Source organism: Pseudomonas sp. CFBP 5748 (assembly GCF_053850495.1).
The window spans coordinates 160,186-184,208 of the sequence record NZ_JBSPTN010000007.1 but is presented as its reverse complement, the minus strand read 5'-3'; the positions used below and the strand labels follow the sequence as shown (position 1 = coordinate 184,208).

Below are 24,023 nucleotides of genomic sequence, written 5' to 3'. Positions count from 1 at the left end.
GTTGCGGGCATAACCGGGGTGATGCGGTGCCTGGATCAGTCTAGTGGAACAGCACAAACCTTGTGGGAGCGGGCTTGCTCGCGAATGCGGAGTGTCAGTCACAGCAACGTTGACTGTTACACCGCATTCGCGAGCAAGCCCGCTCCCACATTGGATTGGTGCGTTTCCAAATACTGAGTCCGCCGCACAACCCGGCGAAACTGGCACTTAGTATATCGACGAAGCCCAACCGCCGTTGGGCTTCGCTCACATTTCTTACAGCAAATGCTACTCCAGGGCCTTCCAGATGTCGGTGGCGTACTCGCGGATAGTCCGATCCGAGGAGAACCAGCCCATGCGTGCGGTGTTGAGCACCGCCGAACGCCACCATTGCTTGGAGTCGTGCCAACGCTCTTCGACCTTGGCCTGGGCGTTCCAGTACGAGTCGAAGTCGGCGCAGACCAGGAAGCGGTCGTAGTCCACCAACGAATCCACCAACCCGGTATAGCGCATCGGATCATCCGGCGAGAACACCCCGCCACGAATCGCCTGCAACACATCATTGAGGCGATGGGACGCGGCGATGTCCGGCGCGGCGCTGAACTCACCGTTCTGCTTGCGGGCTTCCACCTGCTCGGCGGTCAGGCCGAAGATGAACATATGCTCACCGCCCACGCGCTCATGCATCTCTACGTTGGCGCCGTCCATGGTGCCGATGGTCAGCGCACCGTTGAGGCCGAACTTCATGTTGCTGGTGCCCGACGCTTCGAAGCCGGCCGTGGAGATCTGCTCCGACAAGTCCGCCGCCGGGATAATGCTCTCGGCCAGGCTGACGTTGTAGTTGGGTAGAAACACCACTTTGAGCAGGCCACGTACAGTCGGATCGTTGTTCACCACCCGGGCGATGTCGTTGGTCAACTTGATGATCAGCTTGGCCTGGTGGTAACTGGCAGCGGCCTTGCCGGCGAAGATCTTCACCCGTGGCACCCAGTCCACTTCCGGCTCGGCGCGAATCGCCTGGTACAGCGCCACGGTGTGCATCAGGTTGAGCAACTGGCGCTTGTATTCGTGGATCCGCTTGACCTGCACATCGAACATCGCCGCCGGGTTCACGGCGATACCGAGCCGCTCGTGGATCAGATACGCCAGGGCCTTCTTGCTGTGCAGCCGCTGCTCGGCGAACTGTTTGCGAAACGCCGGCTTATCGGCGAACGGCTCCAGTTCGATCAGGCGCTCTTCGGGATTATCGAGCACGCTCGGGCCGAGGGCGTCGACCATCATCGAGGTCAGTTCGGCGTTGGCCTGGAACAACCAGCGGCGGAAGGTGATGCCATTGGTCTTGTTGTTGATCCGATCCGGATAGAGCTTGTGCATCTCGGAGAACACCGTGCTGCGCATCAGCTGCGTGTGTAGCGCGGATACACCGTTGACGCTGTGGGAGCCGAGGAACGCCAGATTGCCCATGCGCACCCGACGACCGTTGTCCTCTTCGATCAGCGAAACCGAGCGCAGCACGTCGAAATCATGCACGCCCTTGGCCCGCAACGAATCGATGTGCTGGGCGTTGATCAGGTAAATGATCTGCATGTGCCGGGGCAACATGCGCTCCATCAACCCGACTGGCCAGGTTTCCAGGGCTTCGGGCAGCAGCGTGTGGTTGGTGTAGGACAGCGTGTCCTGGGTGATCTGCCAAGCCGCGTCCCAGGCCACGTCATAGACGTCCACCAACTGCCGCATCAGCTCGGCCACGGCGATTGACGGGTGAGTGTCGTTGAGCTGGATCGCCGCGTGGTCGCCCAGGGTCAGCACTGAGGTGTGCATGTTGCGATGACGGCGCAGCAAGTCCTGCAACGAGGCGGCGACGAAGAAATACTCCTGGCGCAGGCGCAGTTCCTGGCCAGCTTCGGTGCTGTCGGCCGGGTAGAGCACGCGGGAAATACTTTCGGCACGGGCCACTTCTGCCACCGCACCCAAATGGTCGCCGGCATTGAAGCGTTCCAGGTGCAGGTCTTCCACAGCCCGGGCGCGCCATAGACGCAGGGTGTTGACGCTGGCACCACGCCACCCCACCACCGGGGTGTCATAGGCGATGGCACGCACGGTTTCGCCCGGCGTCCAGACTTGTCGAGTCTTGCCAGCCTCATCAGTCACCGTTTCGACGCCGCCGCCAAAGCCGATCGGGTAGACCACCTCCGGTCGTTCAAACTCCCACGGGTTGCCGAAATCCAGCCAGTGCTCGGTCTGCTCCTGCTGCCAGCCGTCAACGATGGCCTGACGAAACAGACCATGCTCATAACGAATGCCGTAGCCGTGGCCAGCGATGCCCAGGGTCGACATGCTTTCCATGAAACACGCCGCCAACCGGCCGAGGCCGCCATTGCCCAGTGCCGCATCCGGCTCGAGCAGGCGAATGCGTTCCAGGTCCACGCCCAGTTCGGTCAACGCTTCACGGGCGGTGTCCAACAGACCGAGATTGCTCAGGCTGTCATAGAGCAAGCGCCCAATGAGGAATTCCAGGGAGAGGTAATAGACGCGCTTCTGGCCCTTGCGGTAGATCTGCCGCGTGTGATCCATCCAGTGTTCGACCATGTGGTCGCGGGCGGCCAGGGCAATGGCTTCGAACCAGTCGTGATCAAACGCATGATCCGGGTCCTTGCCAACGGCATAAGTGAGTTTGGTCAACACAGCATCGCGAAAAGCAGCGACTTCGGCTTCGCGAACAAGTGGTTCTTGAGTCATTGATGAGACCTCGAACGAGCATGGAATTGTCTGAGCCTAGTCGGTCTGACAGGCGGTACAGGCGCAGGTTCGGTGGTTTTTCCACCACGCCGGAGAATCGTCGCCATGGAACGGCCCTATGGGCGAATGAATGCAGGGGGCGTGCCGGTCCTGGAGCGTTTTGGCGGGGATGAAAAAAAACCGGCAGATGGTCGTTCAAAATTTCACCAGTCCCGGTATGATCGCGCGCCCTGATGCACGCTGGTAAACCTTGATGATGAAGCCCAACCTGATCGCCGCCGCGGAACTCGACCGACTCGATACCTGGGCCAAGTACTCCGCCCCGATGTGCGGTTCCTGCGTGTCGAGCTGCTGCACGCTGCCGGTGGAGGTCAAGATCAAGGACCTGATCCGCATCGGCATTGTCGATGAGTTCGAACTGGGCGACCCGCCGAAGAACATCGCCAAGCGCCTGCAAAAGGAAGGGATCGTCGAACGCTACAACCAGAAGTCCGAGATCTTCACGCTCCAGCGCATGAGCAACAACGATTGCCTTTATCTGGACCGCAAGAGCCGGCTGTGCACCATTTACGAGAAACGCCCGGACACCTGCCGCAACCACCCGAGGGTTGGACCGCGGCCGGGGTATTGCGCGTACAAGCCCAAGGAAGTGGAGCGCGAGCGCAATCCGCGGACGTTGGACAAATTCTGATCGACTCCTAGCTCCTGCGGCGTCTGGCCGATCGTTTTCGCGAGCAAGCCCGCTCCCACAATGGATCTACGGCGGATACAAATTCTGTGTCCACTGAAAATCAACGGTGGGAGCGGGCTTGCTCGCGAAGGGGCCTTATCAGGCACCCAATAATTTCAAGGCATAAAAAAACGCCCCTGATCTCACAATCAGGGGCGTTTTTTTCAGCCACTAACTAAGTCGAAACTCAGTTACCGCTTTTCTTGGCAGCGCGGGTACGCTCGCTTTCGCCAAGGATTTTCTTACGCAGGCGAATCGACTTCGGCGTCACTTCACACAGTTCGTCTTCTTGTACGAACTCCAGAGCTTGCTCCAGGGTGAACTTGACCGGCGGAACCAGGGCGATGGTTTCGTCTTTGCCCGAAGCACGCATGTTGTCGAGCTTCTTGCCTTTGGTCGGGTTCACGCCCAGGTCGTTGTCGCGGCTGTTCAGGCCGACGATTTGACCTTCGTAGATGTCCTGGCCGTGTTCAACGAACAGCTTGCCACGGGCTTGCAGGGTTTCCAGCGAGTAGGTCAGTGCCTTGCCGGTCGCAACCGATACCAGAACACCGTTCTGACGGCCGGACATGTCGCCGGACTTCATCACGTCGTAACGATCGAAGATCGAAGTCAGGATGCCGCCACCGGAGGTCAGGGTCAGGAACTCGTTACGGAAACCGATCAGGCCACGGGCCGGGATGTTGTACTCAAGGCGCACACGGCCCTTGCCATCCGGAACCATGTTGGTCAGGTCGCCCTTGCGCAGGCCCATTTGCTCCATGATCGCGCCCTGGGATTCTTCCGGCAGGTCGATGGTCACGTTTTCGTACGGTTCGTGCTTGACGCCATCAACCATACGGATGATCACTTCAGGACGACCAACGCCCATTTCGAAGCCTTCGCGACGCATGGTTTCGATCAGTACCGAGAGGTGCAGCTCACCACGGCCGGAAACCTTGAACTTGTCGGCCGAGTCGCCTTCTTCAACGCGCAGGGCAACGTTGTAGAGCAGCTCTTTGTCCAGGCGCTCCTTGATGTTGCGGCTGGTCACGAACTTGCCTTCTTTACCGCAGAATGGCGAGTCGTTGACCTGGAAGGTCATGGAAACGGTTGGCTCGTCGACGGTCAACGGCTTCATCGCTTCGACGTTCATCGGATCGCACAGGGTGTCGGAGATGAACAGTTGCTCGAAGCCGCTGATGCAGACGATGTCGCCGGCTGCTGCTTCTTCAACGTCGATACGGTGCAGACCGTGGTGACCCATCAGCTTGAGGATACGACCGTTACGCTTCTTGCCGTCGGCATCGATAGCCACGACCGGCGTGTTCGGCTTGATGCGACCACGAGCGATACGGCCAACACCGATCACACCCAGGAAGCTGTTGTAGTCCAGTGCCGAGATTTGCATCTGGAACGGACCGTCACGGTCGACTTTCGGCGCCGGTACGTCGTCGACGATCGACTGGTACAGCGGGGTCATGTCTTCAGCCATGGCGGTGTGGTCCAGACCGGCAATACCGTTCAGGGCCGAGGCGTAGACGACTTTGAAGTCCAGCTGTTCTTCGGTAGCACCCAGGTTGTCGAACAGGTCGAAGATCTGGTCCAGAACCCAGTCCGGACGCGCGCCTGGACGGTCAACCTTGTTGATGACCACGATCGGACGCAGGCCGGCTTCGAAAGCCTTCTTGGTCACGAAGCGGGTTTGCGGCATAGGGCCGTCCTGGGCGTCGACCAGCAGCAGCACGGAGTCGACCATCGACATTACGCGCTCTACTTCACCACCGAAGTCGGCGTGGCCCGGGGTGTCCACGATGTTGATGTGGTAGCCGTTCCAGTTGATGGCGGTGTTTTTCGCCAGGATGGTAATACCGCGCTCTTTTTCCTGGTCGTTGGAGTCCATCACGCGCTCGTCGTTGAGCTCGTTGCGCTCCAGGGTGCCGGATTGACGCAAGAGTTTGTCTACCAGGGTGGTTTTACCATGGTCAACGTGAGCAATGATGGCGATGTTGCGTAGATTTTCGATCACTTGTGTATCTCGATCAGAGGATTCGGTGTGCTGACAGGTCGTGGCAGCGATTAACAGTAGAGTCAGGCTTTGCCGTTACAGCTTGTCGGCGGCGTCGGGGGGCCGGTGACGCAAGCCACAGGCAAACAGCCCCGGGCACTTAGCTCGGTCGATAAACGCGCACATTGGCATGCCCCTCACTGAGCAAATGGTGGGCATGCAGGCGACTCATCACGCCTTTGTCGCAATACAGCAGGTACTGGCGAGTAGGGTCCAGTTCCTTGAAACGCGCGTTCACTGCATAGAACGGCATCGTTTGTACCTCGATGCCGGCGATATTCAGCGGGTCGTCTTCAGCGTCGTCCGGGTGACGGATGTCGATGATGATCTGACCGGCCAGCGCTTCGCCGACTTCTTCAATTTGGATATCCTGGCCCAACTCATCGATTACGCGATCGATTGGCACCAGCCTGGCGTTTTCGAGCGCACGCTCGAGCACCGCCATGTCGAATTCTTTCTCTTCATGCTCCACCCGCCCGCGCTTGGCCGCCGTCTTCGGATTGACCGAGATGACCCCGCAGTACTCCGGCATGTGCCGGGCAAAATCGGCGGTGCCGATCTCGATGGCCGTGTCGATGATGTCCTGCTTGTGGCTGGCGATCAGCGGACGCAAGACCAGCTTCTCGGTCACGCAGTCAATCACCGACAGGTTCGGCAGCGTCTGGCTGGATACCTGGGAGATCGCTTCACCGGTCACCAGCGCATCGATCTGCAGGCGGTCGGCAATTCGTGAAGCGGCGCGCAACATCATACGCTTCAAAATGACGCCCATATGACTGTTATCGACTTTGCCGAGAATCTCGCCCAGGACTTCTTCGAACGGCACACTCACAAATAACACGCGTTGGGAGCTGCCGTACTTCTTCCAGATGAAGTGCGCCACTTCCATTACGCCCAGTTCATGGGCGCGCCCGCCGAGGTTGAAGAAGCAGAAATGGCTCATCAACCCGCGACGCATGATCTGGTAGGCGGCGACCGTGGAGTCGAAGCCGCCGGACATCAGCACCAGGGTCTGCTCCAGCGAACCCAGCGGGTAACCGCCAATGCTGTTGTGCTGGCTGTGGATCACGAACAGCCGCTGGTCGCGAATCTCGATGCGTACTTCTATTTGCGGGTCTTTCAACGAAATACCGGCGGCGCCGCACTGACGACGTAGCTGGCTGCCGACGTATTTCTCCACGTCCATCGAGCTGAACGGGTGTTTGCCGGCACGCTTGCAACGTACCGAAAAGATCTTGCCGGCCAGGGCATCACCATAATGGAGCATGCACTTGGCGAGGATGTCGTCGAAATCCCCCAGTGGATATTCATCGACCTGCAGGAAATGCGCGATGCCCGGCATGCAGCTCAGGCGCTCGGTCATTTCCTTGAGGATCCTGGGTTCGCTGACGCGGGTTTCCAGCTCGAGGTTGTCCCACACGCCGTTCACCACCACGGCCGGGTCCAGGTCTCGGAGCACGGTGCGGATGTTCTTGGCCAACTGGCGGATGAAACGCATCCGTACCGGGCGGCTCTTGATGGTGATCTCGGGGAAGACTTTTACGATTAGTTTCATGAAAACAGCGCGCGAACGGCCAGCCGAAAAAGGGGGGCGCGGATTATAGCGGAAATTGCTCAAGGTTTAACCAGTTAATGTGCAGATGGTTTTGTTCGCACCAAAACAGGTCATTATCGATTGGCGACGCCACATTGCAGTGCGTTATTGTCTGACAATCTGCGATTTACGCCGTCAAAAGCGTGGATTTGGTGCAAAAAACCCATGCTGGGGCACTGGCATGCAATTTGCTCCCTTGTGAGGCAGGTTGCCTTGGCAGAGTATTCGCGCCGGCATCACCCATATCTAAGGGCACTCCACTACCCGCCCGAAGCCACCCGGAGGACATATGTCGAAGTCGGTTCAACTCATCAAAGATCATGACGTCAAGTGGATTGATCTGCGCTTCACTGACACCAAAGGTACTCAACATCACGTGACCATGCCGGCCCGTGATGCGCTGGACGACGAATTCTTTGAAATCGGAAAAATGTTCGACGGCTCCTCCATCTCTGGCTGGAAAGGCATCGAAGCCTCCGACATGATCCTGATGCCGGACGACGCAACTGCCGTCCTGGACCCGTTCACCGAAGAGCCGACCCTGATCCTGGTCTGCGACATCATCGAACCTTCGACCATGCAAGGCTATGACCGCGACCCACGCGCCATCGCCCACCGTGCCGAGGAATACCTGAAGTCCACCGGTATCGGCGACACCGCTTTCTTCGGCCCTGAGCCTGAGTTCTTCATCTTCGACTCGGTCAAGTTCAAGTCCGACATCTCCGGCTCCATGTTCAAGATCTTCTCCGAACAAGGTTCGTGGATGTCCGACCAGGACGTGGAAGGCGGTAACAAAGGCCACCGCCCTGGTATCAAAGGCGGTTACTTCCCGGTTCCACCGTTCGACTTCGACCACGAAATCCGTACCTCCATGTGCAACGCACTGGAAGAGATGGGCCAGACCGTCGAAGTTCACCACCACGAAGTGGCAACTGCCGGCCAGAACGAAATCGGCGTGAAATTCAACACGCTGGTCAAGAAGGCTGACGAAGTCCAGACCCTGAAGTACTGCGTACACAACGTTGCTGATGCATACGGCCGCACCGCGACCTTCATGCCTAAGCCTCTGTACGGCGACAACGGTTCGGGCATGCACGTGCACATGTCGATCTCCAAAGACGGCAAGAACACCTTCGCAGGCGAAGGCTATGCCGGTCTGTCGGACACCGCTCTGTACTTCATCGGCGGCATCATCAAGCACGGTAAGGCCCTGAACGGCTTCACCAACCCGTCGACCAACTCCTACAAGCGTCTGGTACCAGGCTTCGAAGCACCGGTCATGCTGGCCTACTCGGCTCGTAACCGTTCCGCCTCGATCCGTATTCCTTACGTGAACAGCCCGAAAGCCCGCCGTATCGAAGCTCGCTTCCCGGATCCGGCTGCCAACCCATACCTGGCCTTCGCTGCACTGATGATGGCCGGTCTGGACGGTATCCAGAACAAGATCCACCCTGGCGATGCCGCTGACAAAAACCTGTATGACCTGCCGCCTGAAGAGGCCAAGGAAATCCCACAGGTTTGCGGCAGCCTGAAAGAAGCCCTGGAAGAGCTGGACAAGGGCCGTGCGTTCCTGACCAAGGGCGGCGTATTCAGCGATGACTTCATCGACGCTTACATCGCACTGAAAAGCGAAGAAGAAATCAAGGTTCGCACCTTCGTACACCCACTGGAATATGAGCTGTACTACAGCTGCTGATCCAGTAAGCGCCGCCACGCACGGCGTGAATAAAGAGAGGCCTCCTTCGGGAGGCCTTTTTTATGGGCGCAGGTTACGTGCATGATGACTCGTCGCTCCCCCATAGAAGACGAGACTGCCCATGACTTTGCGCTTCAAACTCTGCCTTGCCCTGTCTGCCGCGCTGCTGGCCTCCACCGCCGAGGCCGCCTCTGCTCCCGCCCCTGAGGCCCTCACCCCGCTGCTTAACGCCATTGGCGAGCGCCTGGCCCTCGCCGACCAAGTGGCACTGAGCAAATGGGACAGCCACAAACCAGTAGAAGACCGTCAGCGCGAGCGTGAAGTCATTGCCGCCGCCGTCGCTCAGGCGCCGGCCTACAAGCTGAGCGGCGAAACCGTGGAAGCGTTTTTCGCTGCCCAGATAGAAGCCAACAAAATGGTGCAGTACATCAATTTGTCCGACTGGGCCCTGGAAGGTAAGGCCCCGGACCTCCCACGCCCGGACCTGGTGGGACAGATCCGCCCGCAACTCGACCGCCTGCAAAAGCGCCTGCTGCAACAACTGGCTGACTTCGCCCCCTACCGCACCGACCCGCAGTGCCCGCAATGGCTGGCCCGGGCCACCCACCACAACAAACAGCACCCGGTGCACCGGCTCGCCCTGATCCGGGCGACTGCTGAGCTGTGTGTCTTCACAAAATCCTAAAGACAACAATCCACCCTGTGGGAGCGAGCTTGCTCGCGATGAGGCCAGCACATCCAACATCCTGGCGACTGACACACCGCCATCGCGAGCAAGCTCGCTCCCACAGGGGATTGAGGGCAACAACTTGGGCCAACCGCGCCACCTGACCTATGCTGCAACCCATCACTTTTCGTTTTCGGTCGATTTTTCATGGGTCGTGGTTTTCCAATCATCCTGTTGCTGCTGTTGGCGCTGCCAGCCGCTGCGCAGATCTACAAGTACACCGACGCTGACGGCAACACCGCCTATAGCAACCAGCCGCCCCAAGGCGTACCGGCCCAGGCGGTGGAATTGCCGCCGCTCAACAGCATCGAACGCCAGCCCCCAACCAGCTCGGACGCGCCCGCGGTGCCCCTAGCCAAGGACGAGCCGCACAATGCCTACGAGGTGCTGGAGCTGACAGACATCCCCACCGAGGAGGCCCTGCGCGCCAATAACGGCACGTTCACCGTTGGCGTCCGGGCTCAACCGCGCCTGCAAAGCCCCCATCTGTTCCGGCTGCTGCTGGATGGCCAACCCTACGGGCAGCCAACCAACGTGCCTCGCCTGCAATTGGTGAATATCGATCGGGGCGAACACAGCCTGGCGGTTCAAGTCATCGCCGGGGACACCCTCGTGCAACAAAGTGACACCGTCACGTTCACCGTACAGCGGGTGCACCAGCCATGATCCGCTGGCTGCTCGCGCTGGGCCTTTTGCTGGCCACGCTGCCGGGAATGGCGCAGGTCTATACCTACATCGACGCCCAAGGCAATCGCGTCTTCACCGACCAGCCGCGCCCCGGCAACGCAAAGAAAGTACAGCTGCCGCCCGGCAATCGGATGTCGCCCCCCTCCGCCAGCGCAGCACCAGCGCCGACAGCGGAAAACCGCCCCGAGCCGCTGTTCCATTATGAAATGCTCCGGCTACTGATCCCGGAACCGGACGCCACGATACGCAGCACCGCCGGAGAGCTGATCGTCAGCGTTACCAGCGAACCCGGACTGAAAAAAGGTCACCGGTACCGCCTGCTGCTCGACGGCCAACCCACGGGCGCACCGGGGCCGAGCCCGGTGTTCGCCTTGAGCGACATCGATCGAGGCACCCATCATCTGGCGGTGGAAATCCTCGATGAGCAAGACCGTATCCTCGAACGCACCGCCAACCAGCCGTTCCACATGCAACGCATGTCCCTGGCGCAGAAGCGCCGTATCAAACCCTGCGCCATCGCCGACTACGGCCTGCGCCCCGAATGCCCCCTCGCCGATAAACCTGAAGAAGAAAGCAGTATCTTGCCGTTCTTCTAACACCGCCCGGGCTTGCGCACTATATTGGTGCGGCATCTTGCACAAATACCCAAACCCCAACCCATTTTGGTTCGAAAGTACCCGTAAAAACTGGCAGAACGCCACGCAAACGGGCGAATAAAGCCCTTTTAAGGCTCTAAACGCTTCTTTTCGGAGCCTTGGTTTGGTTTTTGCATTTTCCTTGTACCAGCGCGTCATACGCGTGCTAGCTACGCTCCAAAAGAGGTCCTGATGACCATTAGCGACGCACTACACCGCTTGCTACTCGACAACCTCACCACCGCAACCCTGCTGCTCGACGCCGAACTGCGCCTTGAGTACATGAACCCGGCGGCGGAGATGCTCCTGGCCGTCAGCGGCCAGCGCAGCCATGGGCAGTTCATCAGCGAATTGTTCACCGAGTCCACCGAGGCGCTCAATTCCCTGCGCCAGGCGGTGGAACAGGCCCACCCGTTTACCAAGCGCGAAGCGATGCTCACCGCCCTGACCGGCCAGACCTTGACCGTGGACTACGCGGTCACGCCGATCCTGAACAATGGCGCCACCCTGCTGCTGCTGGAAGTCCACCCGCGTGATCGCCTGCTGCGCATCACCAAGGAAGAAGCCCAGTTGTCCAAGCAGGAAACCAGCAAGATGCTGGTGCGCGGCCTGGCCCATGAGATCAAGAACCCCCTCGGTGGGATTCGCGGCGCAGCGCAGTTGCTCGCCCGTGAGCTACCGGAAGAAAGCCTCAAGGACTACACCAACGTCATCATCGAAGAAGCCGACCGCCTGCGAAACCTGGTGGACCGGATGCTCGGTTCGAACAAGCTGCCGTCGCTAGCGATGTGCAACGTTCACGAAGTGCTGGAGCGCGTCAGCAGCCTGGTGGAAGCGGAAAGCCAGGGCTGCATCACTTTGGTGCGCGACTACGATCCAAGCATTCCAGACGTCTTGATCGACCGCGAGCAGATGATCCAGGCGGTGCTGAACATCGTGCGCAACGCGATGCAGGCCATCAGCAGCCAGAACGAGCTGCGCCTGGGCCGCATCAGCCTGCGCACCCGCGCCATGCGCCAGTTCACCATCGGCCACGTGCGTCATCGCCTGGTGACCAAGATCGAGATTATCGACAACGGCCCGGGCATCCCTGCCGAGCTGCAGGAAACCATCTTCTTTCCCATGGTCAGCGGCCGCCCGGACGGTACCGGGCTGGGCCTGGCCATTACCCAGAACATCATCAGTCAGCATCAGGGCTTGATCGAGTGTGAGAGCCACCCCGGCCACACCACTTTCTCGATTTTCCTGCCACTGGAACAAGGAGCCACAGCGACATGAGCCGTAGTGAAACCGTGTGGATCGTCGATGACGACCGTTCTATCCGTTGGGTCCTGGAAAAAGCCTTGCAACAGGAAGGCATGACCACCCAGAGCTTCGACAGCGCCGATGGGGTGATGAGTCGCCTGGCCCGTCAGCAACCGGACGTCATCATCTCCGACATCCGCATGCCTGGCGCCAGTGGCCTGGACCTGCTGGCGCGGATTCGCGAGCAGCATCCACGGCTGCCGGTGATCATCATGACCGCCCATTCCGACCTGGACAGCGCCGTGGCGTCCTACCAGGGTGGGGCCTTCGAATACCTGCCCAAGCCGTTCGACGTCGATGAAGCCGTGTCGCTGGTCAAGCGCGCCAACCAACACGCCCAGGAACAACAAGGCATGGAAGAGGTGCCGGCCCTGGCCCGCACCCCGGAAATCATCGGCGAAGCGCCGGCGATGCAGGAAGTGTTTCGCGCTATCGGGCGCCTGAGCCACTCCAACATCACCGTGCTGATCAACGGCGAATCGGGCACCGGTAAAGAACTGGTGGCCCATGCCCTGCATCGCCACAGTCCACGGGCGGCCTCGCCGTTCATCGCGCTGAACATGGCGGCGATTCCCAAGGACCTGATGGAGTCGGAGCTGTTCGGCCACGAAAAAGGCGCGTTCACCGGCGCGGCCAACCTGCGACGTGGGCGCTTCGAGCAAGCCGACGGCGGCACGTTGTTCCTTGATGAAATCGGTGACATGCCGGCCGACACCCAGACCCGATTGCTGCGCGTTCTGGCCGACGGCGAGTTCTACCGGGTCGGCGGGCATACGCCGGTCAAGGTCGATGTGCGCATCATCGCAGCGACCCACCAGAACCTGGAAACCCTGGTCCACGCCGGCAAGTTCCGTGAAGACTTGTTCCACCGCCTGAACGTGATCCGCATTCATATCCCGCGCCTGGCGGATCGTCGCGAAGACATCCCGACCCTGGCCCGACACTTCCTCAGCCGCGCGGCCCAGGAACTGGCGGTCGAGCCCAAGCTGCTCAAGAGCGAAACCGAGGAATACCTCAAGAACCTGCCGTGGCCCGGCAACGTGCGTCAACTGGAGAACACCTGCCGCTGGATCACGGTGATGGCTTCGGGTCGCGAAGTGCACATCAGCGACCTGCCGCCGGAACTGCTGAGCCTGCCGCAGGACTCGGCCCCAGTGACCAACTGGGAGCAAGCCTTGCGCCAGTGGGCCGACCAGGCCTTGTCCCGTGGCCAGTCGAGCCTGTTGGACAGCGCAGTGCCGAGTTTCGAACGAATCATGATCGAAACCGCCCTCAAGCACACCGCCGGCCGCCGCCGCGACGCCGCCGTGCTGCTGGGCTGGGGCCGCAATACCTTGACTCGCAAGATCAAGGAATTGGGGATGAAGGTCGATGGTGGGGATGATGATGACGGGGATGAGGGCTGATCAGTCTTTAACCCTTCGCTGAATTTGAAGGCCCAATCGCGAGCAAGCTCGCTCCTACAGGGTTCAGTGGTGTTCACGCGCTCGCGAACACCGAAAAACCATTGTGGGAGCGAGCTTGCTCGCGATGCTTTTAAAGGCTTCATGCACCGCATCAATGCACGGCGAACCGCAATTGCGCATGCCGCGCGAGCCTCAGCCAATCGGCAAAACGCGGAAAAAACAGCCCATACAAAAGAAAAAGCCCCGGAATACGGGGCTTTTCGCCTCATCGGCAGATTTTTTGAGACAGCCATTAAAAACTGGCACGCCCCCTGCAATAACCCAATCACTACCCAGTTTCGGGGACCTTGGTACAGGCAGGCCGGGGATTCCCCATTTTATACCGGGCTCATCGAGCCCACTGTTTTGGGGGCCTTGATACAGGCAGGTCAAGGTTTCCCTTCTTTACATCCAGGGCTGTGCGCCGAGCGCGCGCCCTCCCGTTTTGGGGACCTTGGTACAGGCAGGCCGGGGATTCCCTCTTTTATTGCTCCCGGAGACGGATCTCCAGTCGCCAGCGGTCATCGACCTCGCTGCCGGCCCACTCCCCCCGCAACGGACGCGCCGCCACCAACGTCAGCAATAATCCCTTATCACTCAAACGCACCCGCCAGTTGACGTCCTTGCCGTTGAACTTGAGCTGGCCCTTCTGCGCCCGGCCTGCTGCCTGGAACAACAGCGCCACGGAGCCGTCGACGATTTCGCCGTGCAGCTTGGGCTCGTTGTTAAACCAGGCTATCAGCGCCCCGTCGGCCACCTCGATCTGTTGCAACTCACTCGGTTCGGGCGTGGTCAGCCGACCGATCATCAGCCCGATCATCACGCCGAAAATCGCCAAAGAGCCCATCACCCGAGGCATTAGCTTCGAACGTCGATCGGTTTGCGGCGTAGAATGCCGCTCATCTTTATCTGCGGAGCCGTGCATGTTTCACGTCATCCTTTTTCAACCGGAAATTCCGCCGAACACCGGCAACGTCATCAGGCTGTGCGCCAACAGCGGCTGCCACCTGCATTTGATCGAACCGCTGGGTTTCGAGATGGACGACAAACGCCTGCGCCGTGCCGGCCTCGACTACCACGAGTATGCCACCTTGCAGCGTCACGCCGACCTCGCCAGTTGTCTGGAAAGTCTAGGGCATCCGCGCCTGTTCGCCTTTACCACCAAGGGTTCGCGGCCATTCCATGACGCCAGTTTCGTCGCTGGCGATGCGTTCCTGTTCGGCCCGGAAAGCCGTGGCCTGCCAGCCGACGTGCTGGACGCCCTGCCCACCGATCAACGCCTGCGCCTGCCGATGCGTGAGGGCTGTCGCAGCCTGAACTTGTCCAACACCGTGGCGGTGGCGGTTTATGAGGCTTGGCGGCAGAACGGTTTCCAATAGCCCCCAATAACAAATGTGGGAGCGGGCTTGCTCGCGAATAGGGCGTGCCAGTTGACATTAATGTCACTGACACACCGCTTTCGCGAGCAAGCCCGCTCCCACATGGGACTTGCGTCGACGCTCAGAACGGCTTACTGAACGGTCGCGCCGCCTTCTTGCTGCATGCGCTGCAGCTCTTGGGCGTACAGGGCGTCGAAGTTCACCGGGGCCAGCATCAGGGCCGGGAACGAACCACGGGTCACCAGGCTGTCCAGGGTTTCGCGAGCGTACGGGAACAGAATGTTCGGGCAGAACGCACCCAGGGTGTGGCTCATCGAAGCGGCATCCAGGTTCTTGATCAGGAAGATCCCGGCCTGCTGCACTTCGGCGATGAATGCCACTTCGTCACCGTTCTTCACGGTCACCGACAGGGTCAGCACCACTTCGTGGAAGTCATCTTCCAGGGCTTTCTGGCGGGTGTTCAGGTCCAGGCCTACGCTCGGCTCCCACTGCTGGCGAAAGATCGCCGGGCTTTTCGGGGCCTCGAAGGACAGGTCACGTACATAAATGCGCTGCAAGGAGAATTGCGGTGCGGTTTCTTCTTCGCTGGCAGCTGTGTTCTGTTGGTCAGTCATCGCAGATCCTTCTTACTTTCAGGTTCTTTAGTAGGGAATTCAGGCCTTGAGCATCGCGTCGAGCTTGCCGGCGCGATCCAGGGCGAACAGATCATCACAACCGCCCACGTGGGTGCTGCCGATCCAGATCTGCGGCACGGACGTACGTCCGGCCTTTTGGGTCATTTCGGCGCGCAGTTGCGGCTTGCCGTCGACCTTGATCTCTTCGAAAGCCACGCCTTTGTTCTGGAGCAGGAACTTGGCTCTGGAGCAATAGGGGCAGTAATCGCTGGAATAGACAACGACGTGGGTCATCTCACTTCACCAGCGGCAGATTGTCGGCTTTCCAGCTCGCAACGCCACCGGACAGCTTGGCAGCGGTGAAACCGGACTTCATCAGCTCGCGGGCGTGGGTGCCGGCGTGCTGGCCCTGGGCGTCCACCAGGATCAGCGTCTTGGCCTTGTGTTTTTCCAGTTCGCCGATACGCGCGATCAGTTTGTCCTGGGGAATGTTCACCGCCCCGACAATGTGACCTGCGGCGTAATCCTTGCTCGGGCGGATGTCCACCACCACGCCGGCGTCCTTGTTGACCAGCGCGGTCAGTTCGCCGGTGCTCAGGCTACGGCCGCCGCCCTGCATCGTATGGGCTACCAGCAACGCCAGCAGTACGACGAAGATACCGACGAGAATGTAGTGGTTAGTGGCAAATTCAATCAGGTGAGCAACCATCGAAGGAGGTTCCAGGGCGTTAAAATGTCGGCCAGTATACACAGCACACAAGGCCGGCCAAACCCCGCCCGGCGGTGACGCCGTCGGAACTTACCTTTAAACTGCCCGTCCCTTTTCCATCGTCTTCTTTTAACCAGCCACGAGTGGATTCCATGACTACCACGCCTAAACCTTTGGTCCTGATGATTCTCGACGGCTTCGGTCACAGTGACAGCCACGAATCCAACGCCGTGTATTCGGCCAACAAGCCTGTACTGGACCGCTTGTGGGCCAGTGTGCCGAACGGCCTGATCTCCGGCAGCGGCATGGACGTCGGCCTGCCGGACGGGCAAATGGGCAACTCCGAAGTCGGCCACATGAACCTCGGCGCAGGCCGGGTGGTGTACCAGGACTTCACCCGCGTGACCAAATCGATCCGCGACGGTGAATTCTTCGAAAACCCGACCATTTGCGCCGCCGTGGATAAAGCCGTGGCCGCCGGCAAGGCCGTGCATTTCATGGGGCTGCTGTCCGACGGTGGCGTGCACAGCCATCAGGATCACCTGATCGCCATGGCCGAACTGGCGTTCAAGCGCGGCGCCGAGAAGATCTACCTGCACGCGTTCCTCGATGGCCGCGACACGCCGCCGAAAAGCGCCACCTCGTCGATCGAACTGCTGGACGCCACCTTTCAGGCCCTCGGCAAGGGCCGCATCGCCAGCATCGTCGGCCGCTACTACGCCATGGACCGCGACAATCGTTGGGACCGCGTGTCCCAGGCCTACAACCTGATCGTCGACGGCAGCGCCGAATTCAACGCCGCCACCGCCCAGGAAGGCCTGCAAGCCGCCTATGAGCGCGGCGAAAGCGACGAATTCGTCAAGGCCACCACCATCGGCGAGCCGGTCAAAGTCGAAGACGGCGACGCCATGGTATTCATGAACTTCCGTGCCGACCGCGCCCGCGAGTTGACCCGGGTGTTTGTCGAAGACGACTTCAAGGAATTCGAACGCGCCCGCCAGCCGAAACTGGCCGGTTTCGTGATGCTGACCCAATACGCCGCCAGCATCCCCGCACCATCGGCCTTCGCCGCTGGCAGCCTGGAAAACGTGCTGGGCGACTACCTGGCGAAAAACGGCAAGACCCAGCTGCGCATCGCCGAAACCGAGAAGTACGCCCACGTGACGTTCTTTTTCTCCGGCGGCCGTGAAGAACCCTTCCCGGGCGAAGAACGCATCCTGATCCCATCGCCAAAAGTCGCCACCTACGACCTGCAGCCGGAGATGAGCGCACCGGAAGTGACCGACCGCATCGTCGACGCCATCGAGAACCAGCGTTACGACGTGATCGTGGTCAACTACGCCAACGGCGACATGGTCGGCCACAGCGGTGTGTTCGCGGCGGCGGTCAAGGCTGTGGAATGCCTGGACACCTGCGTTGGCCGCATCGTCGAGGCGCTGGAGAAAGTCGGCGGCGAAGCACTGATCACGGCCGACCACGGCAACGTCGAGCAGATGTCCGACGAATCCACCGGCCAGGCCCACACCGCCCACACCACCGAGCCGGTGCCGTTCATCTATGTCGGCAAGCGTAACTTCAAAGTCCGCGACGGCGGCGTGCTGGCTGACGTGGCACCGACCATGCTGATGTTGCTGGGCATGGAGAAGCCGGCGGAGATGACCGGGACGTCGATCCTGGTCTGATCCAACACAAATCCCCCTGTGGGAGCGGGCTTGCTCGCGAATGCGGTCTGCCAGTCGACATTTATGTGGCTGGTCTACCGCATTCGCGAGCAAGCCCGCTCCCACATTGGTTTTTGGTGTTTTTTGGGCCAGTTATCACACAGTCCCAAATGGGCGTTTTTTTTGCAGCGTGGGGCGGGCATACTAGGCCGTCCCTTTCCCTGGTGTCGCCCGCCTCTATGCTTCGCGTCCTGATAGCCCTTGTTCTGACCTGCTTGCTCCAACCAGCCTTTGCTGACGAGCGCGCGCAAACCCAACAGCAGTTGGACGCCACGCGTCAGGACATTGCCGAGCTGAAAAAACTGCTGGGCAAGTTGCAGGAAGAGAAATCCAGCGTCCAGAAAGACCTGCGCGGCACCGAGACCGAAATGGGGAATCTGGAGAAGCAGGTCGAGGCCCTGCAAAAAGAGCTGAAGAAAAGCGAATCCGAGTTGCAGCGGCTCGATGGAGAGAAAAAAAAACTCCAGAGCGCGCGCGCTGAACAGCAAAAGCTGATCGCCATCCAGGCCCGGGCCGCCTACCAGAACGGTCGACAGGAGTATCTCAAGCTGTTGCTCAACCAGCAGAATCCCGAGAAATTCGCCCGAACCCTCACTTATTACGACTATCTGAGCCAGGCACGCCTGGAACAACTCAAGAACTTCAACGAAACCCTGCGCCAACTGGCCAATGTCGAAAAAGACATCGAGCTGCAGCAAGCCCAGTTACTGGTGCAGAAAAGCACCCTCGACACCCAGCGCGACGAACTGGAAAAAGTTCGCAAGGAGCGCCAGGTGGCCCTGGCCAAGCTCAATGAGGACGTGAAAGCCCGCGACAGCAAGCTCAAAGCCCGCGAGCAGGACCAGGCCGAGCTGGCCAAGGTATTGAAAACCATCGAAGAAACCCTGGCCCGCCAGGCTCGGGAGGCAGAAGAAGCGCGTCAGAAAGCGCTGATCGCCCAGCAGGAAGCCGAAAAAAAGCGTTTGCGTGAAGCCCAGGCCGAAGCAGACGCCGGCGAGGCGCCGCGCAAGCCGGTGAAATCCAGCCCCGGCGCACTGGTTTCCAGCGATGGCGAAACCTTCGGCGGCGCTTTTGCTTCGACGCGAGGCAAACTTCCATGGCCGGTCAATGGTCGATTACTGGCGCGCTTCGGTGAAACCCGTGGCGACGACACCCGCACCAAGTGGGACGGCGTGATGATCAGCGCCTCCGCCGGCAGCCAGGTGCATGCCGTGCATGGCGGGCGTGTGGTGTTCGCCGACTGGCTGCGCGGTGCCGGCCTGCTGGTGATCCTCGATCACGGCAACGGTTATTTGAGTCTGTACGGCCACAACCAGACGCTGCTCAAGGCCGCGGGCGACGTGGTCAAGGCCGGCGAGTCCATCTCCACGGTCGGCAACAGTGGCGGGCAGGATACGCCAGCACTGTATTTCGCTATTCGTCAGCAGGGTCGCCCCAGTGACCCGGCCCAATGGTGTCGTGCGCAAGGATAAGCGTGCCCATCCAATTAAGGAGTTCGTTCGACATGCTGCATTTGTCCCGCCTCACCTCGCTGGCTCTGACGATCGCCCTTGTGATCGGTGCGCCCCTGGCTTTCGCCGCTGAACCGGCCCCGTTGGCACCCGCCGCCACGGCTGCGACCACCAAGGCCCCGCTGCCACTGGATGAACTGCGCACCTTTGCCGAAGTCATGGACCGGATCAAGGCCGCCTATGTCGAACCGGTGGACGACAAAGTGCTGCTGGAGAACGCCATCAAAGGCATGCTCAGCAACCTTGACCCACATTCGGCCTATCTGGGGCCAGAGGATTTTGCCGAGCTGCAGGAAAGCACCAGCGGCGAATTCGGCGGCCTGGGCATCGAGGTCGGCAGCGAAGATGGCTTCGTTAAAGTGGTCTCGCCGATCGACGACACACCTGCTTCCAAGGCCGGCATCCAGGCCGGCGACTTCATCGTCAAGATCAACGGCCAGCCGACTCGCGGCCAGAGCATGACCGAAGCCGTGGACAAGATGCGCGGCAAGATCGGCCAGAAGATCACCCTGACCCTGGTGCGCGATGGCGGCACGCCGTTCGACGTGACCCTGACCCGAGCGGTCATCCAGGTCAAAAGCGTGAAGAGCCAACTGCTGGAATCGGGCTACGGCTACATCCGCATCACCCAGTTCCAGGTCAAGACCGGCGAAGAAGTCGCCAAGGCCCTGGCCAAGATGCGCAAGGACAACGGCAAGAAACTCAACGGCCTGGTCCTGGACCTGCGCAACAACCCCGGCGGCGTGCTGCAATCGGCCGTGGAAGTGGTGGATCACTTCATCACCAAGGGCCTGATTGTCTACACCAAGGGCCGCATCGCCAATTCCGAGCTGCGTTTCTCAGCCACCGGCAACGACCTGAGCGAAGCCGTGCCACTGGTGGTGCTGATCAACGGCGGCAGCGCTTCGGCCTCGGAAATCGTCGCCGGCGCCCTGCAGGATCAAAAACGCGGCGTGGTCATGGGCACCACCAGCTTCGGCAAAGGCTCGGTGCAGACCGTATTGCCATTGAACAACGACCGCGCCCTGAAGATCACCACCGCGCTGTACTTCACGCCGAACGGCCGCTCCATCCAGGCCCAAGGCATCGTCCCGGACATCGAGGTGCGCAAGGCCAAGATCACCAACGAGCAGGACAGCGAATACTTCAAGGAAGCCGACCTGCAAGGTCACCTGGGCAATGGCAACGGCGGTGCCGACAAACCGACCGGTTCCGGCACCAAGGCCAAACCAATGCCGCAGGATGACGATTACCAGTTGGCCCAAGCCCTGAGCCTGCTCAAAGGACTGAACATCACGTCCGGCCGCTGAGATGGGCCTGCGTTTCACCTTCGTCCTGCTGTGCCTGCTGGCGGGAGCCGTTAACGCGGCCCCCGCCACCCCCTCCTTGCCGCACAAGGCCTACCTGAGCCTGATCATCGACGACCTGGGGCAAAACCTGCCTCGGGATCGCCGGGTACTGGCCCTCCCCGGTCCCGTCACCGCCGCGATCATGCCGGACACACCCCACGCCACCGAATTCGCCCGCGAAGCCCATCGCGCCGGCAAACTGGTCATGCTGCACATGCCCATGGACCCGGCCACCGGGCCGTTCGCCTGGCATCCGCAACTGCCCATTGAGGAATTGGCAAAGCGCCTCGACGCCGCATTCGCCGCCGTGCCCTACACCAGCGGCATCAACAACCACATGGGCAGCCGCATGACCGCCCAACCCCAGGCCATGGCGTGGTTGATGGCGAATTTGCAGCAGCGCCACAAGTTCTTCGTCGACAGCCGCACCAGCGCCCAGACCGTCGCCGCCGCCGAGGCCCAGAAGATTGGCCTCGCCAGTGTGTCGCGGGATGTGTTCCTCGACGACGAGCGCACCGAAGCCGCCATCGCCCGTCAGTTGCAGACCGCCATCGACCTGGCCCGCCGGCAGGGCTCGGCAGTGATGATCGGCCATCCCTACCCGCAGACCCTGGCGGTGCTCGAACGCGAATTGCCCAAGCTCAAGGCCCAGGGCATTGAATGGATCGATATCAAATCGATGATCAGCCTGCGCAGCAATCAGGCGATGGCTGGGCATGGGAAAGATGGGGTTTATCGGTAGCGGCTAAACCGAGTCACCGCCATCGCGAGCAAGCTCGCTCCCACAGATTTGCGCATCCGGAACCGAATCGGCGCTCAGAGATACCGCGCCATGATCGCGTCCACCGCACCTTCCTTGCGCAGCTCATCCAAGGCTGCCTGCAGCCGGGCGACCACCTCGTCAGGCACGTCTTTGTTCAACGCCAGGTACAACTCGGCACTGTTGAATCGCAACACGGTCTTGAGATCGTTCACCCCATCCTGACGCGCCAGGTAACGCCCGGCCGGGTCACCGGTGGCCCACAGGTCGATCTGGCCGCTGACCAGTTTTTTAGCGTTGTCCTGATCACGCAATACGACAATCGGGTTCAGCCCTTGCTTGGCCAGCGTCTCGGCAATCGCGTCGCCTTTGTAGGCACCAATCTTGTATTTGCGCGCCTGTTCCAGCGAGTCGAGGGCAATCGTGCTGTCGGCCTTGGCGAGCATGATCCAGTCGTCCGGACCGATGGGGCCGACCCACTTGAAGAGTTTTTCGCGCTCCGGCAACCGCGCCATGACAAACACCCCGTAGCCAGGATTTTCCAAGGCGAGTTTATAGATTCGCTCCCAAGGGAAACGCAGCGTCAGGCTGTAGGGGATATCGGCACGCTTGAATATCTCGCGGACGATGTCCACGGCGATGCCGTTGATGTTCTCGTCCTGGGCGAAGTTCTTGCCGTTCTTGGCCATGTTGTACGGCGGGAAGTTTTCCGTCAGCAACACCAGCGGAGCATCGGCGGCGCGGGTGGTGCCTGCGAGCAGCAACGTGGCGCCCGCAAAGGCAAGAACGAGACGTTTGAGCATGTCGGGCTACCGCAATCCATGGTGTGCCCAAGAGTGCCTTGGGCCCGCCATGGTGTCCAGCGATCAGCGAATGCAGATACCGCGATGCGCCATGTAGGCCTTGGCTTCCGGCACGGTGTATTCGCCGAAGTGGAAAATGCTCGCCGCCAGTACCGCACTGGCGTGGCCTTCAAGAATGCCATCGGCCAGGTGCTGCAGGTTGCCGACGCCGCCAGAGGCGATGACCGGAATGCCCAGGGCATCGCTGATGGCGCGGGTGACGCCCAGGTCGAAACCGTTTTTCATGCCGTCCTGGTCCATGCTGGTCAGCAGGATCTCACCGGCACCCAGGCCTTCCATCTTCTTCGCCCATTCAACGGCGTCGAGGCCCGTAGGCTTGCGGCCGCCGTGGGTGAAGATTTCCCAACGCGGGGTTTCGCCCGGGCCGGACACCTTCTTGGCATCGATGGCCACGACAATGCATTGCGAGCCGAAGTGCTGGGCCGCCTCGCCTACGAATTCCGGGTTGAACACCGCCGCCGTGTTGATGGACACCTTGTCCGCACCGGCGTTGAGCAGGTTACGGATGTCCTGCACGGTGCGCACGCCACCGCCCACGGTCAGCGGAATGAACACCTGGCTGGCCATGCGCTCGACGGTGTGCAAGGTGGTATCGCGGCCATCGACACTGGCCGTGATGTCGAGGAAGGTAATTTCGTCGGCACCCTGCTCGTCGTAGCGACGGGCGATTTCCACCGGGTCGCCGGCGTCACGGATGTTCTCGAACTTCACACCCTTGACCACCCGACCGTTGTCCACGTCCAGGCAAGGGATGATGCGTTTGGCCAGCGCCATGGTGAGTCCTCAGCCTTTGTAGGAGTCGCAGAAGGCCTGGGCCTCAGCGACGTCCAGGGTGCCTTCATAGATCGCGCGACCAGTGATCGCGCCGATGATGCCTGGCGCCTTGGCGTCGAGCAGCGCCTTGATGTCGCCCAGGTTGTGGATACCGCCGGAGGCGATGACCGGGATCTTCGTGGCGGCGGCCAGGGCGGCGGTGAACGGGACGTTGCAGCCCTGCATCATGCCGTCTTTGGCGATGTCGGTGTAGACGATGGCAGACACGCCGTCGGCTTCGAAGCGCTTGGCCAGGTCGATCACCTGCACGGTGCTGACTTCAGCCCAGCCGTCGGTGGCGACAAACCCGTCCTTGGCGTCCAGGCCAACGATGACCTTGCCCGGGAAGGCGCGGCAGGCTTCGGCGACGAACCCCGGTTCTTTGACAGCCTTGGTGCCGATGATCACGTAGCTCACGCCGGCCTTGACGTAGTGCTCGATGGTTTCCAGCGAGCGAATGCCGCCGCCGATCTGGATCGGCAGGTGCGGGTAGCGCTTGGCGATGGCCGTGACCACTTCACCGTTCACCGGCTGCCCTTCGAAGGCGCCGTTCAGGTCAACCAGATGCAGGCGACGGCAACCGCCTTCCACCCACTTGGCGGCCATGCTCACCGGGTCATCGGAGAACACCGTGGAATCTTCCATCCGGCCCTGACGCAGACGTACGCAAGCGCCGTCCTTGAGATCGATAGCGGGGATAATCAGCATCTGGCAAACCTT

22 protein-coding genes are annotated in these 24,023 nt (G+C 60.7%); 12 read left to right on the top strand and 10 right to left on the bottom strand.

From position 1 onward, the window contains the following. Nucleotides 1-267: 267 nt before the first annotated feature. On the bottom strand, nucleotides 268-2,718 hold the full coding sequence (locus ACWNZ1_RS17960; protein WP_135843251.1) for a glycogen/starch/alpha-glucan phosphorylase: 2,451 nt from the start codon (nucleotides 2,716-2,718) through the stop codon (nucleotides 268-270). A 253-nt stretch (nucleotides 2,719-2,971) separates the two neighbouring features. Here ACWNZ1_RS17960 and ACWNZ1_RS17955 point away from each other — a divergent pair, with 253 nt between their 5' ends. Then, nucleotides 2,972-3,409, top strand: coding sequence for a YkgJ family cysteine cluster protein (locus ACWNZ1_RS17955; RefSeq protein WP_135843250.1), 438 nt, complete (start codon nucleotides 2,972-2,974; stop codon nucleotides 3,407-3,409). 226 nt (nucleotides 3,410-3,635) lie between these two features. On the opposite strand, the gene typA is transcribed toward ACWNZ1_RS17955, so the two are convergent. Together typA and thiI are read right to left on the bottom strand one after the other, a co-directional pair. Beyond that, complete coding sequence (typA, locus tag ACWNZ1_RS17950; RefSeq protein ID WP_135843249.1) at nucleotides 3,636-5,456, bottom strand: translational GTPase TypA; 1,821 nt, start codon at nucleotides 5,454-5,456, stop codon at nucleotides 3,636-3,638. Nucleotides 5,457-5,595: 139 nt separating this feature from the next. Continuing rightward, a complete protein-coding gene (thiI, locus tag ACWNZ1_RS17945) occupies nucleotides 5,596-7,050 on the bottom strand; it encodes a tRNA uracil 4-sulfurtransferase ThiI (protein WP_135843248.1) in 1,455 nt (484 codons plus the stop codon). 328 nt (nucleotides 7,051-7,378) lie between these two features. Between thiI and glnA the strand changes: the two genes are divergently transcribed. The 6 genes from glnA (at nucleotide 7,379) to ntrC (ending at nucleotide 13,545) form a co-directional block, all read left to right on the top strand. Continuing rightward, the gene (gene glnA, locus ACWNZ1_RS17940; RefSeq protein ID WP_135843247.1) at nucleotides 7,379-8,785 is read left to right on the top strand and encodes a type I glutamate--ammonia ligase; all 1,407 of its coding nucleotides are present in this window, start codon (nucleotides 7,379-7,381) and stop codon (nucleotides 8,783-8,785) included. Nucleotides 8,786-8,906: 121 nt separating this feature from the next. Further along, nucleotides 8,907-9,470, top strand: coding sequence for a chorismate mutase (locus ACWNZ1_RS17935; protein WP_256454086.1), 564 nt, complete (start codon nucleotides 8,907-8,909; stop codon nucleotides 9,468-9,470). A gap of 189 nt (nucleotides 9,471-9,659) precedes the next feature. After that, nucleotides 9,660-10,178, top strand: coding sequence for a DUF4124 domain-containing protein (locus tag ACWNZ1_RS17930; RefSeq protein WP_256454085.1), 519 nt, complete (start codon nucleotides 9,660-9,662; stop codon nucleotides 10,176-10,178). Beyond that, on the top strand, nucleotides 10,175-10,795 hold the full coding sequence (locus ACWNZ1_RS17925; protein WP_135843244.1) for a DUF4124 domain-containing protein: 621 nt from the start codon (nucleotides 10,175-10,177) through the stop codon (nucleotides 10,793-10,795). Before ACWNZ1_RS17930 ends, ACWNZ1_RS17925 begins: the two co-directional genes overlap by 4 nt. 231 nt (nucleotides 10,796-11,026) lie before the next feature. Next, nucleotides 11,027-12,112, top strand: a complete 1,086-nt coding sequence (gene glnL / locus ACWNZ1_RS17920; RefSeq protein WP_135843243.1) for a nitrogen regulation protein NR(II) — start codon at nucleotides 11,027-11,029, stop codon at nucleotides 12,110-12,112. Next, the gene (ntrC, locus tag ACWNZ1_RS17915) at nucleotides 12,109-13,545 is read left to right on the top strand and encodes a nitrogen regulation protein NR(I) (protein WP_013692071.1); all 1,437 of its coding nucleotides are present in this window, start codon (nucleotides 12,109-12,111) and stop codon (nucleotides 13,543-13,545) included. Before glnL ends, ntrC begins: the two co-directional genes overlap by 4 nt. Nucleotides 13,546-14,068: 523 nt before the next feature. On the opposite strand, the gene ACWNZ1_RS17910 is transcribed toward ntrC, so the two are convergent. Next, complete coding sequence (locus tag ACWNZ1_RS17910) at nucleotides 14,069-14,509, bottom strand: hypothetical protein (protein ID WP_135843242.1); 441 nt, start codon at nucleotides 14,507-14,509, stop codon at nucleotides 14,069-14,071. Here ACWNZ1_RS17910 and trmL point away from each other — a divergent pair. Continuing rightward, the gene (gene trmL, locus ACWNZ1_RS17905) at nucleotides 14,508-14,963 is read left to right on the top strand and encodes a tRNA (uridine(34)/cytosine(34)/5-carboxymethylaminomethyluridine(34)-2'-O)-methyltransferase TrmL (RefSeq protein ID WP_135843241.1); all 456 of its coding nucleotides are present in this window, start codon (nucleotides 14,508-14,510) and stop codon (nucleotides 14,961-14,963) included. The two genes, ACWNZ1_RS17910 and trmL, sit on opposite strands and share 2 nt — an antisense overlap. Before the next feature lie 131 nt (nucleotides 14,964-15,094). On the opposite strand, the gene secB is transcribed toward trmL, so the two are convergent. Genes secB through ACWNZ1_RS17890 form a run of 3 tightly spaced genes read right to left on the bottom strand, consistent with a single transcriptional unit; the run spans nucleotide 15,095 to nucleotide 16,286 of the window. Further along, nucleotides 15,095-15,577, bottom strand: coding sequence for a protein-export chaperone SecB (gene secB / locus ACWNZ1_RS17900; RefSeq protein WP_135843240.1), 483 nt, complete (start codon nucleotides 15,575-15,577; stop codon nucleotides 15,095-15,097). 39 nt (nucleotides 15,578-15,616) lie between these two features. Beyond that, on the bottom strand, nucleotides 15,617-15,871 hold the full coding sequence (gene grxC, locus ACWNZ1_RS17895; RefSeq protein ID WP_135843239.1) for a glutaredoxin 3: 255 nt from the start codon (nucleotides 15,869-15,871) through the stop codon (nucleotides 15,617-15,619). Between the two features lies 1 nt (nucleotide 15,872). Continuing rightward, the gene (locus ACWNZ1_RS17890; protein ID WP_135843238.1) at nucleotides 15,873-16,286 is read right to left on the bottom strand and encodes a rhodanese-like domain-containing protein; all 414 of its coding nucleotides are present in this window, start codon (nucleotides 16,284-16,286) and stop codon (nucleotides 15,873-15,875) included. A 152-nt stretch (nucleotides 16,287-16,438) separates the two neighbouring features. Between ACWNZ1_RS17890 and gpmI the strand changes: the two genes are divergently transcribed. The 4 genes from gpmI to ACWNZ1_RS17870 all read left to right on the top strand — a co-directional run bounded on the left by gpmI (nucleotide 16,439) and on the right by ACWNZ1_RS17870 (nucleotide 21,609). After that, nucleotides 16,439-17,968, top strand: coding sequence for a 2,3-bisphosphoglycerate-independent phosphoglycerate mutase (gene gpmI, locus ACWNZ1_RS17885; protein ID WP_456027784.1), 1,530 nt, complete (start codon nucleotides 16,439-16,441; stop codon nucleotides 17,966-17,968). A 218-nt stretch (nucleotides 17,969-18,186) separates the two neighbouring features. Next, on the top strand, nucleotides 18,187-19,479 hold the full coding sequence (locus ACWNZ1_RS17880) for a murein hydrolase activator EnvC family protein (RefSeq protein WP_256454083.1): 1,293 nt from the start codon (nucleotides 18,187-18,189) through the stop codon (nucleotides 19,477-19,479). 32 nt (nucleotides 19,480-19,511) lie between these two features. Continuing rightward, nucleotides 19,512-20,828, top strand: coding sequence for a S41 family peptidase (locus tag ACWNZ1_RS17875; RefSeq protein ID WP_135843235.1), 1,317 nt, complete (start codon nucleotides 19,512-19,514; stop codon nucleotides 20,826-20,828). Nucleotide 20,829: 1 nt separating this feature from the next. Then, nucleotides 20,830-21,609: a divergent polysaccharide deacetylase family protein gene (locus ACWNZ1_RS17870; protein WP_265072603.1), complete on the top strand. Its 780-nt coding sequence runs from the start codon at nucleotides 20,830-20,832 to the stop codon at nucleotides 21,607-21,609. A 74-nt stretch (nucleotides 21,610-21,683) separates the two neighbouring features. Here ACWNZ1_RS17870 and ACWNZ1_RS17865 read toward each other — a convergent pair whose 3' ends face one another. The 3 genes from ACWNZ1_RS17865 to hisA all read right to left on the bottom strand — a co-directional run bounded on the left by ACWNZ1_RS17865 (nucleotide 21,684) and on the right by hisA (nucleotide 24,011). After that, on the bottom strand, nucleotides 21,684-22,430 hold the full coding sequence (locus ACWNZ1_RS17865; protein WP_135843233.1) for a substrate-binding periplasmic protein: 747 nt from the start codon (nucleotides 22,428-22,430) through the stop codon (nucleotides 21,684-21,686). A 63-nt stretch (nucleotides 22,431-22,493) separates the two neighbouring features. Next, the gene (gene hisF, locus ACWNZ1_RS17860; protein ID WP_003196830.1) at nucleotides 22,494-23,264 is read right to left on the bottom strand and encodes an imidazole glycerol phosphate synthase subunit HisF; all 771 of its coding nucleotides are present in this window, start codon (nucleotides 23,262-23,264) and stop codon (nucleotides 22,494-22,496) included. A 9-nt stretch (nucleotides 23,265-23,273) separates the two neighbouring features. Further along, nucleotides 23,274-24,011: a 1-(5-phosphoribosyl)-5-[(5-phosphoribosylamino)methylideneamino]imidazole-4-carboxamide isomerase gene (gene hisA / locus ACWNZ1_RS17855; RefSeq protein ID WP_456027783.1), complete on the bottom strand. Its 738-nt coding sequence runs from the start codon at nucleotides 24,009-24,011 to the stop codon at nucleotides 23,274-23,276. Nucleotides 24,012-24,023: the final 12 nt, after the last annotated feature.

What these genes read in the sequence shown, in the direction of transcription:
- secB (WP_135843240.1), bottom strand. Translation starts at nt 15,577, where the DNA reads ATGACTGACCAACAGAACACAGCTGCCAGCGAAGAAGAAACCGCACCG.
- grxC (WP_135843239.1), bottom strand. Translation starts at nt 15,871, where the DNA reads ATGACCCACGTCGTTGTCTATTCCAGCGATTACTGCCCCTATTGCTCC.
- hisF (WP_003196830.1), bottom strand. Translation starts at nt 23,264, where the DNA reads ATGGCGCTGGCCAAACGCATCATCCCTTGCCTGGACGTGGACAACGGT.
- ntrC (WP_013692071.1), top strand. Translation starts at nt 12,109, where the DNA reads ATGAGCCGTAGTGAAACCGTGTGGATCGTCGATGACGACCGTTCTATC.
- ACWNZ1_RS17960 (WP_135843251.1), bottom strand. Translation starts at nt 2,718, where the DNA reads ATGACTCAAGAACCACTTGTTCGCGAAGCCGAAGTCGCTGCTTTTCGC.
- glnA (WP_135843247.1), top strand. Translation starts at nt 7,379, where the DNA reads ATGTCGAAGTCGGTTCAACTCATCAAAGATCATGACGTCAAGTGGATT.
- ACWNZ1_RS17880 (WP_256454083.1), top strand. Translation starts at nt 18,187, where the DNA reads ATGCTTCGCGTCCTGATAGCCCTTGTTCTGACCTGCTTGCTCCAACCA.
- gpmI (WP_456027784.1), top strand. Translation starts at nt 16,439, where the DNA reads ATGACTACCACGCCTAAACCTTTGGTCCTGATGATTCTCGACGGCTTC.
- ACWNZ1_RS17955 (WP_135843250.1), top strand. Translation starts at nt 2,972, where the DNA reads ATGATGAAGCCCAACCTGATCGCCGCCGCGGAACTCGACCGACTCGAT.
- thiI (WP_135843248.1), bottom strand. Translation starts at nt 7,050, where the DNA reads ATGAAACTAATCGTAAAAGTCTTCCCCGAGATCACCATCAAGAGCCGC.
- ACWNZ1_RS17925 (WP_135843244.1), top strand. Translation starts at nt 10,175, where the DNA reads ATGATCCGCTGGCTGCTCGCGCTGGGCCTTTTGCTGGCCACGCTGCCG.
- glnL (WP_135843243.1), top strand. Translation starts at nt 11,027, where the DNA reads ATGACCATTAGCGACGCACTACACCGCTTGCTACTCGACAACCTCACC.
- trmL (WP_135843241.1), top strand. Translation starts at nt 14,508, where the DNA reads ATGTTTCACGTCATCCTTTTTCAACCGGAAATTCCGCCGAACACCGGC.
- ACWNZ1_RS17890 (WP_135843238.1), bottom strand. Translation starts at nt 16,286, where the DNA reads ATGGTTGCTCACCTGATTGAATTTGCCACTAACCACTACATTCTCGTC.
- ACWNZ1_RS17875 (WP_135843235.1), top strand. Translation starts at nt 19,512, where the DNA reads ATGCTGCATTTGTCCCGCCTCACCTCGCTGGCTCTGACGATCGCCCTT.
- ACWNZ1_RS17870 (WP_265072603.1), top strand. Translation starts at nt 20,830, where the DNA reads ATGGGCCTGCGTTTCACCTTCGTCCTGCTGTGCCTGCTGGCGGGAGCC.
- ACWNZ1_RS17910 (WP_135843242.1), bottom strand. Translation starts at nt 14,509, where the DNA reads ATGCACGGCTCCGCAGATAAAGATGAGCGGCATTCTACGCCGCAAACC.
- hisA (WP_456027783.1), bottom strand. Translation starts at nt 24,011, where the DNA reads ATGCTGATTATCCCCGCTATCGATCTCAAGGACGGCGCTTGCGTACGT.
- ACWNZ1_RS17935 (WP_256454086.1), top strand. Translation starts at nt 8,907, where the DNA reads ATGACTTTGCGCTTCAAACTCTGCCTTGCCCTGTCTGCCGCGCTGCTG.
- ACWNZ1_RS17930 (WP_256454085.1), top strand. Translation starts at nt 9,660, where the DNA reads ATGGGTCGTGGTTTTCCAATCATCCTGTTGCTGCTGTTGGCGCTGCCA.
- ACWNZ1_RS17865 (WP_135843233.1), bottom strand. Translation starts at nt 22,430, where the DNA reads ATGCTCAAACGTCTCGTTCTTGCCTTTGCGGGCGCCACGTTGCTGCTC.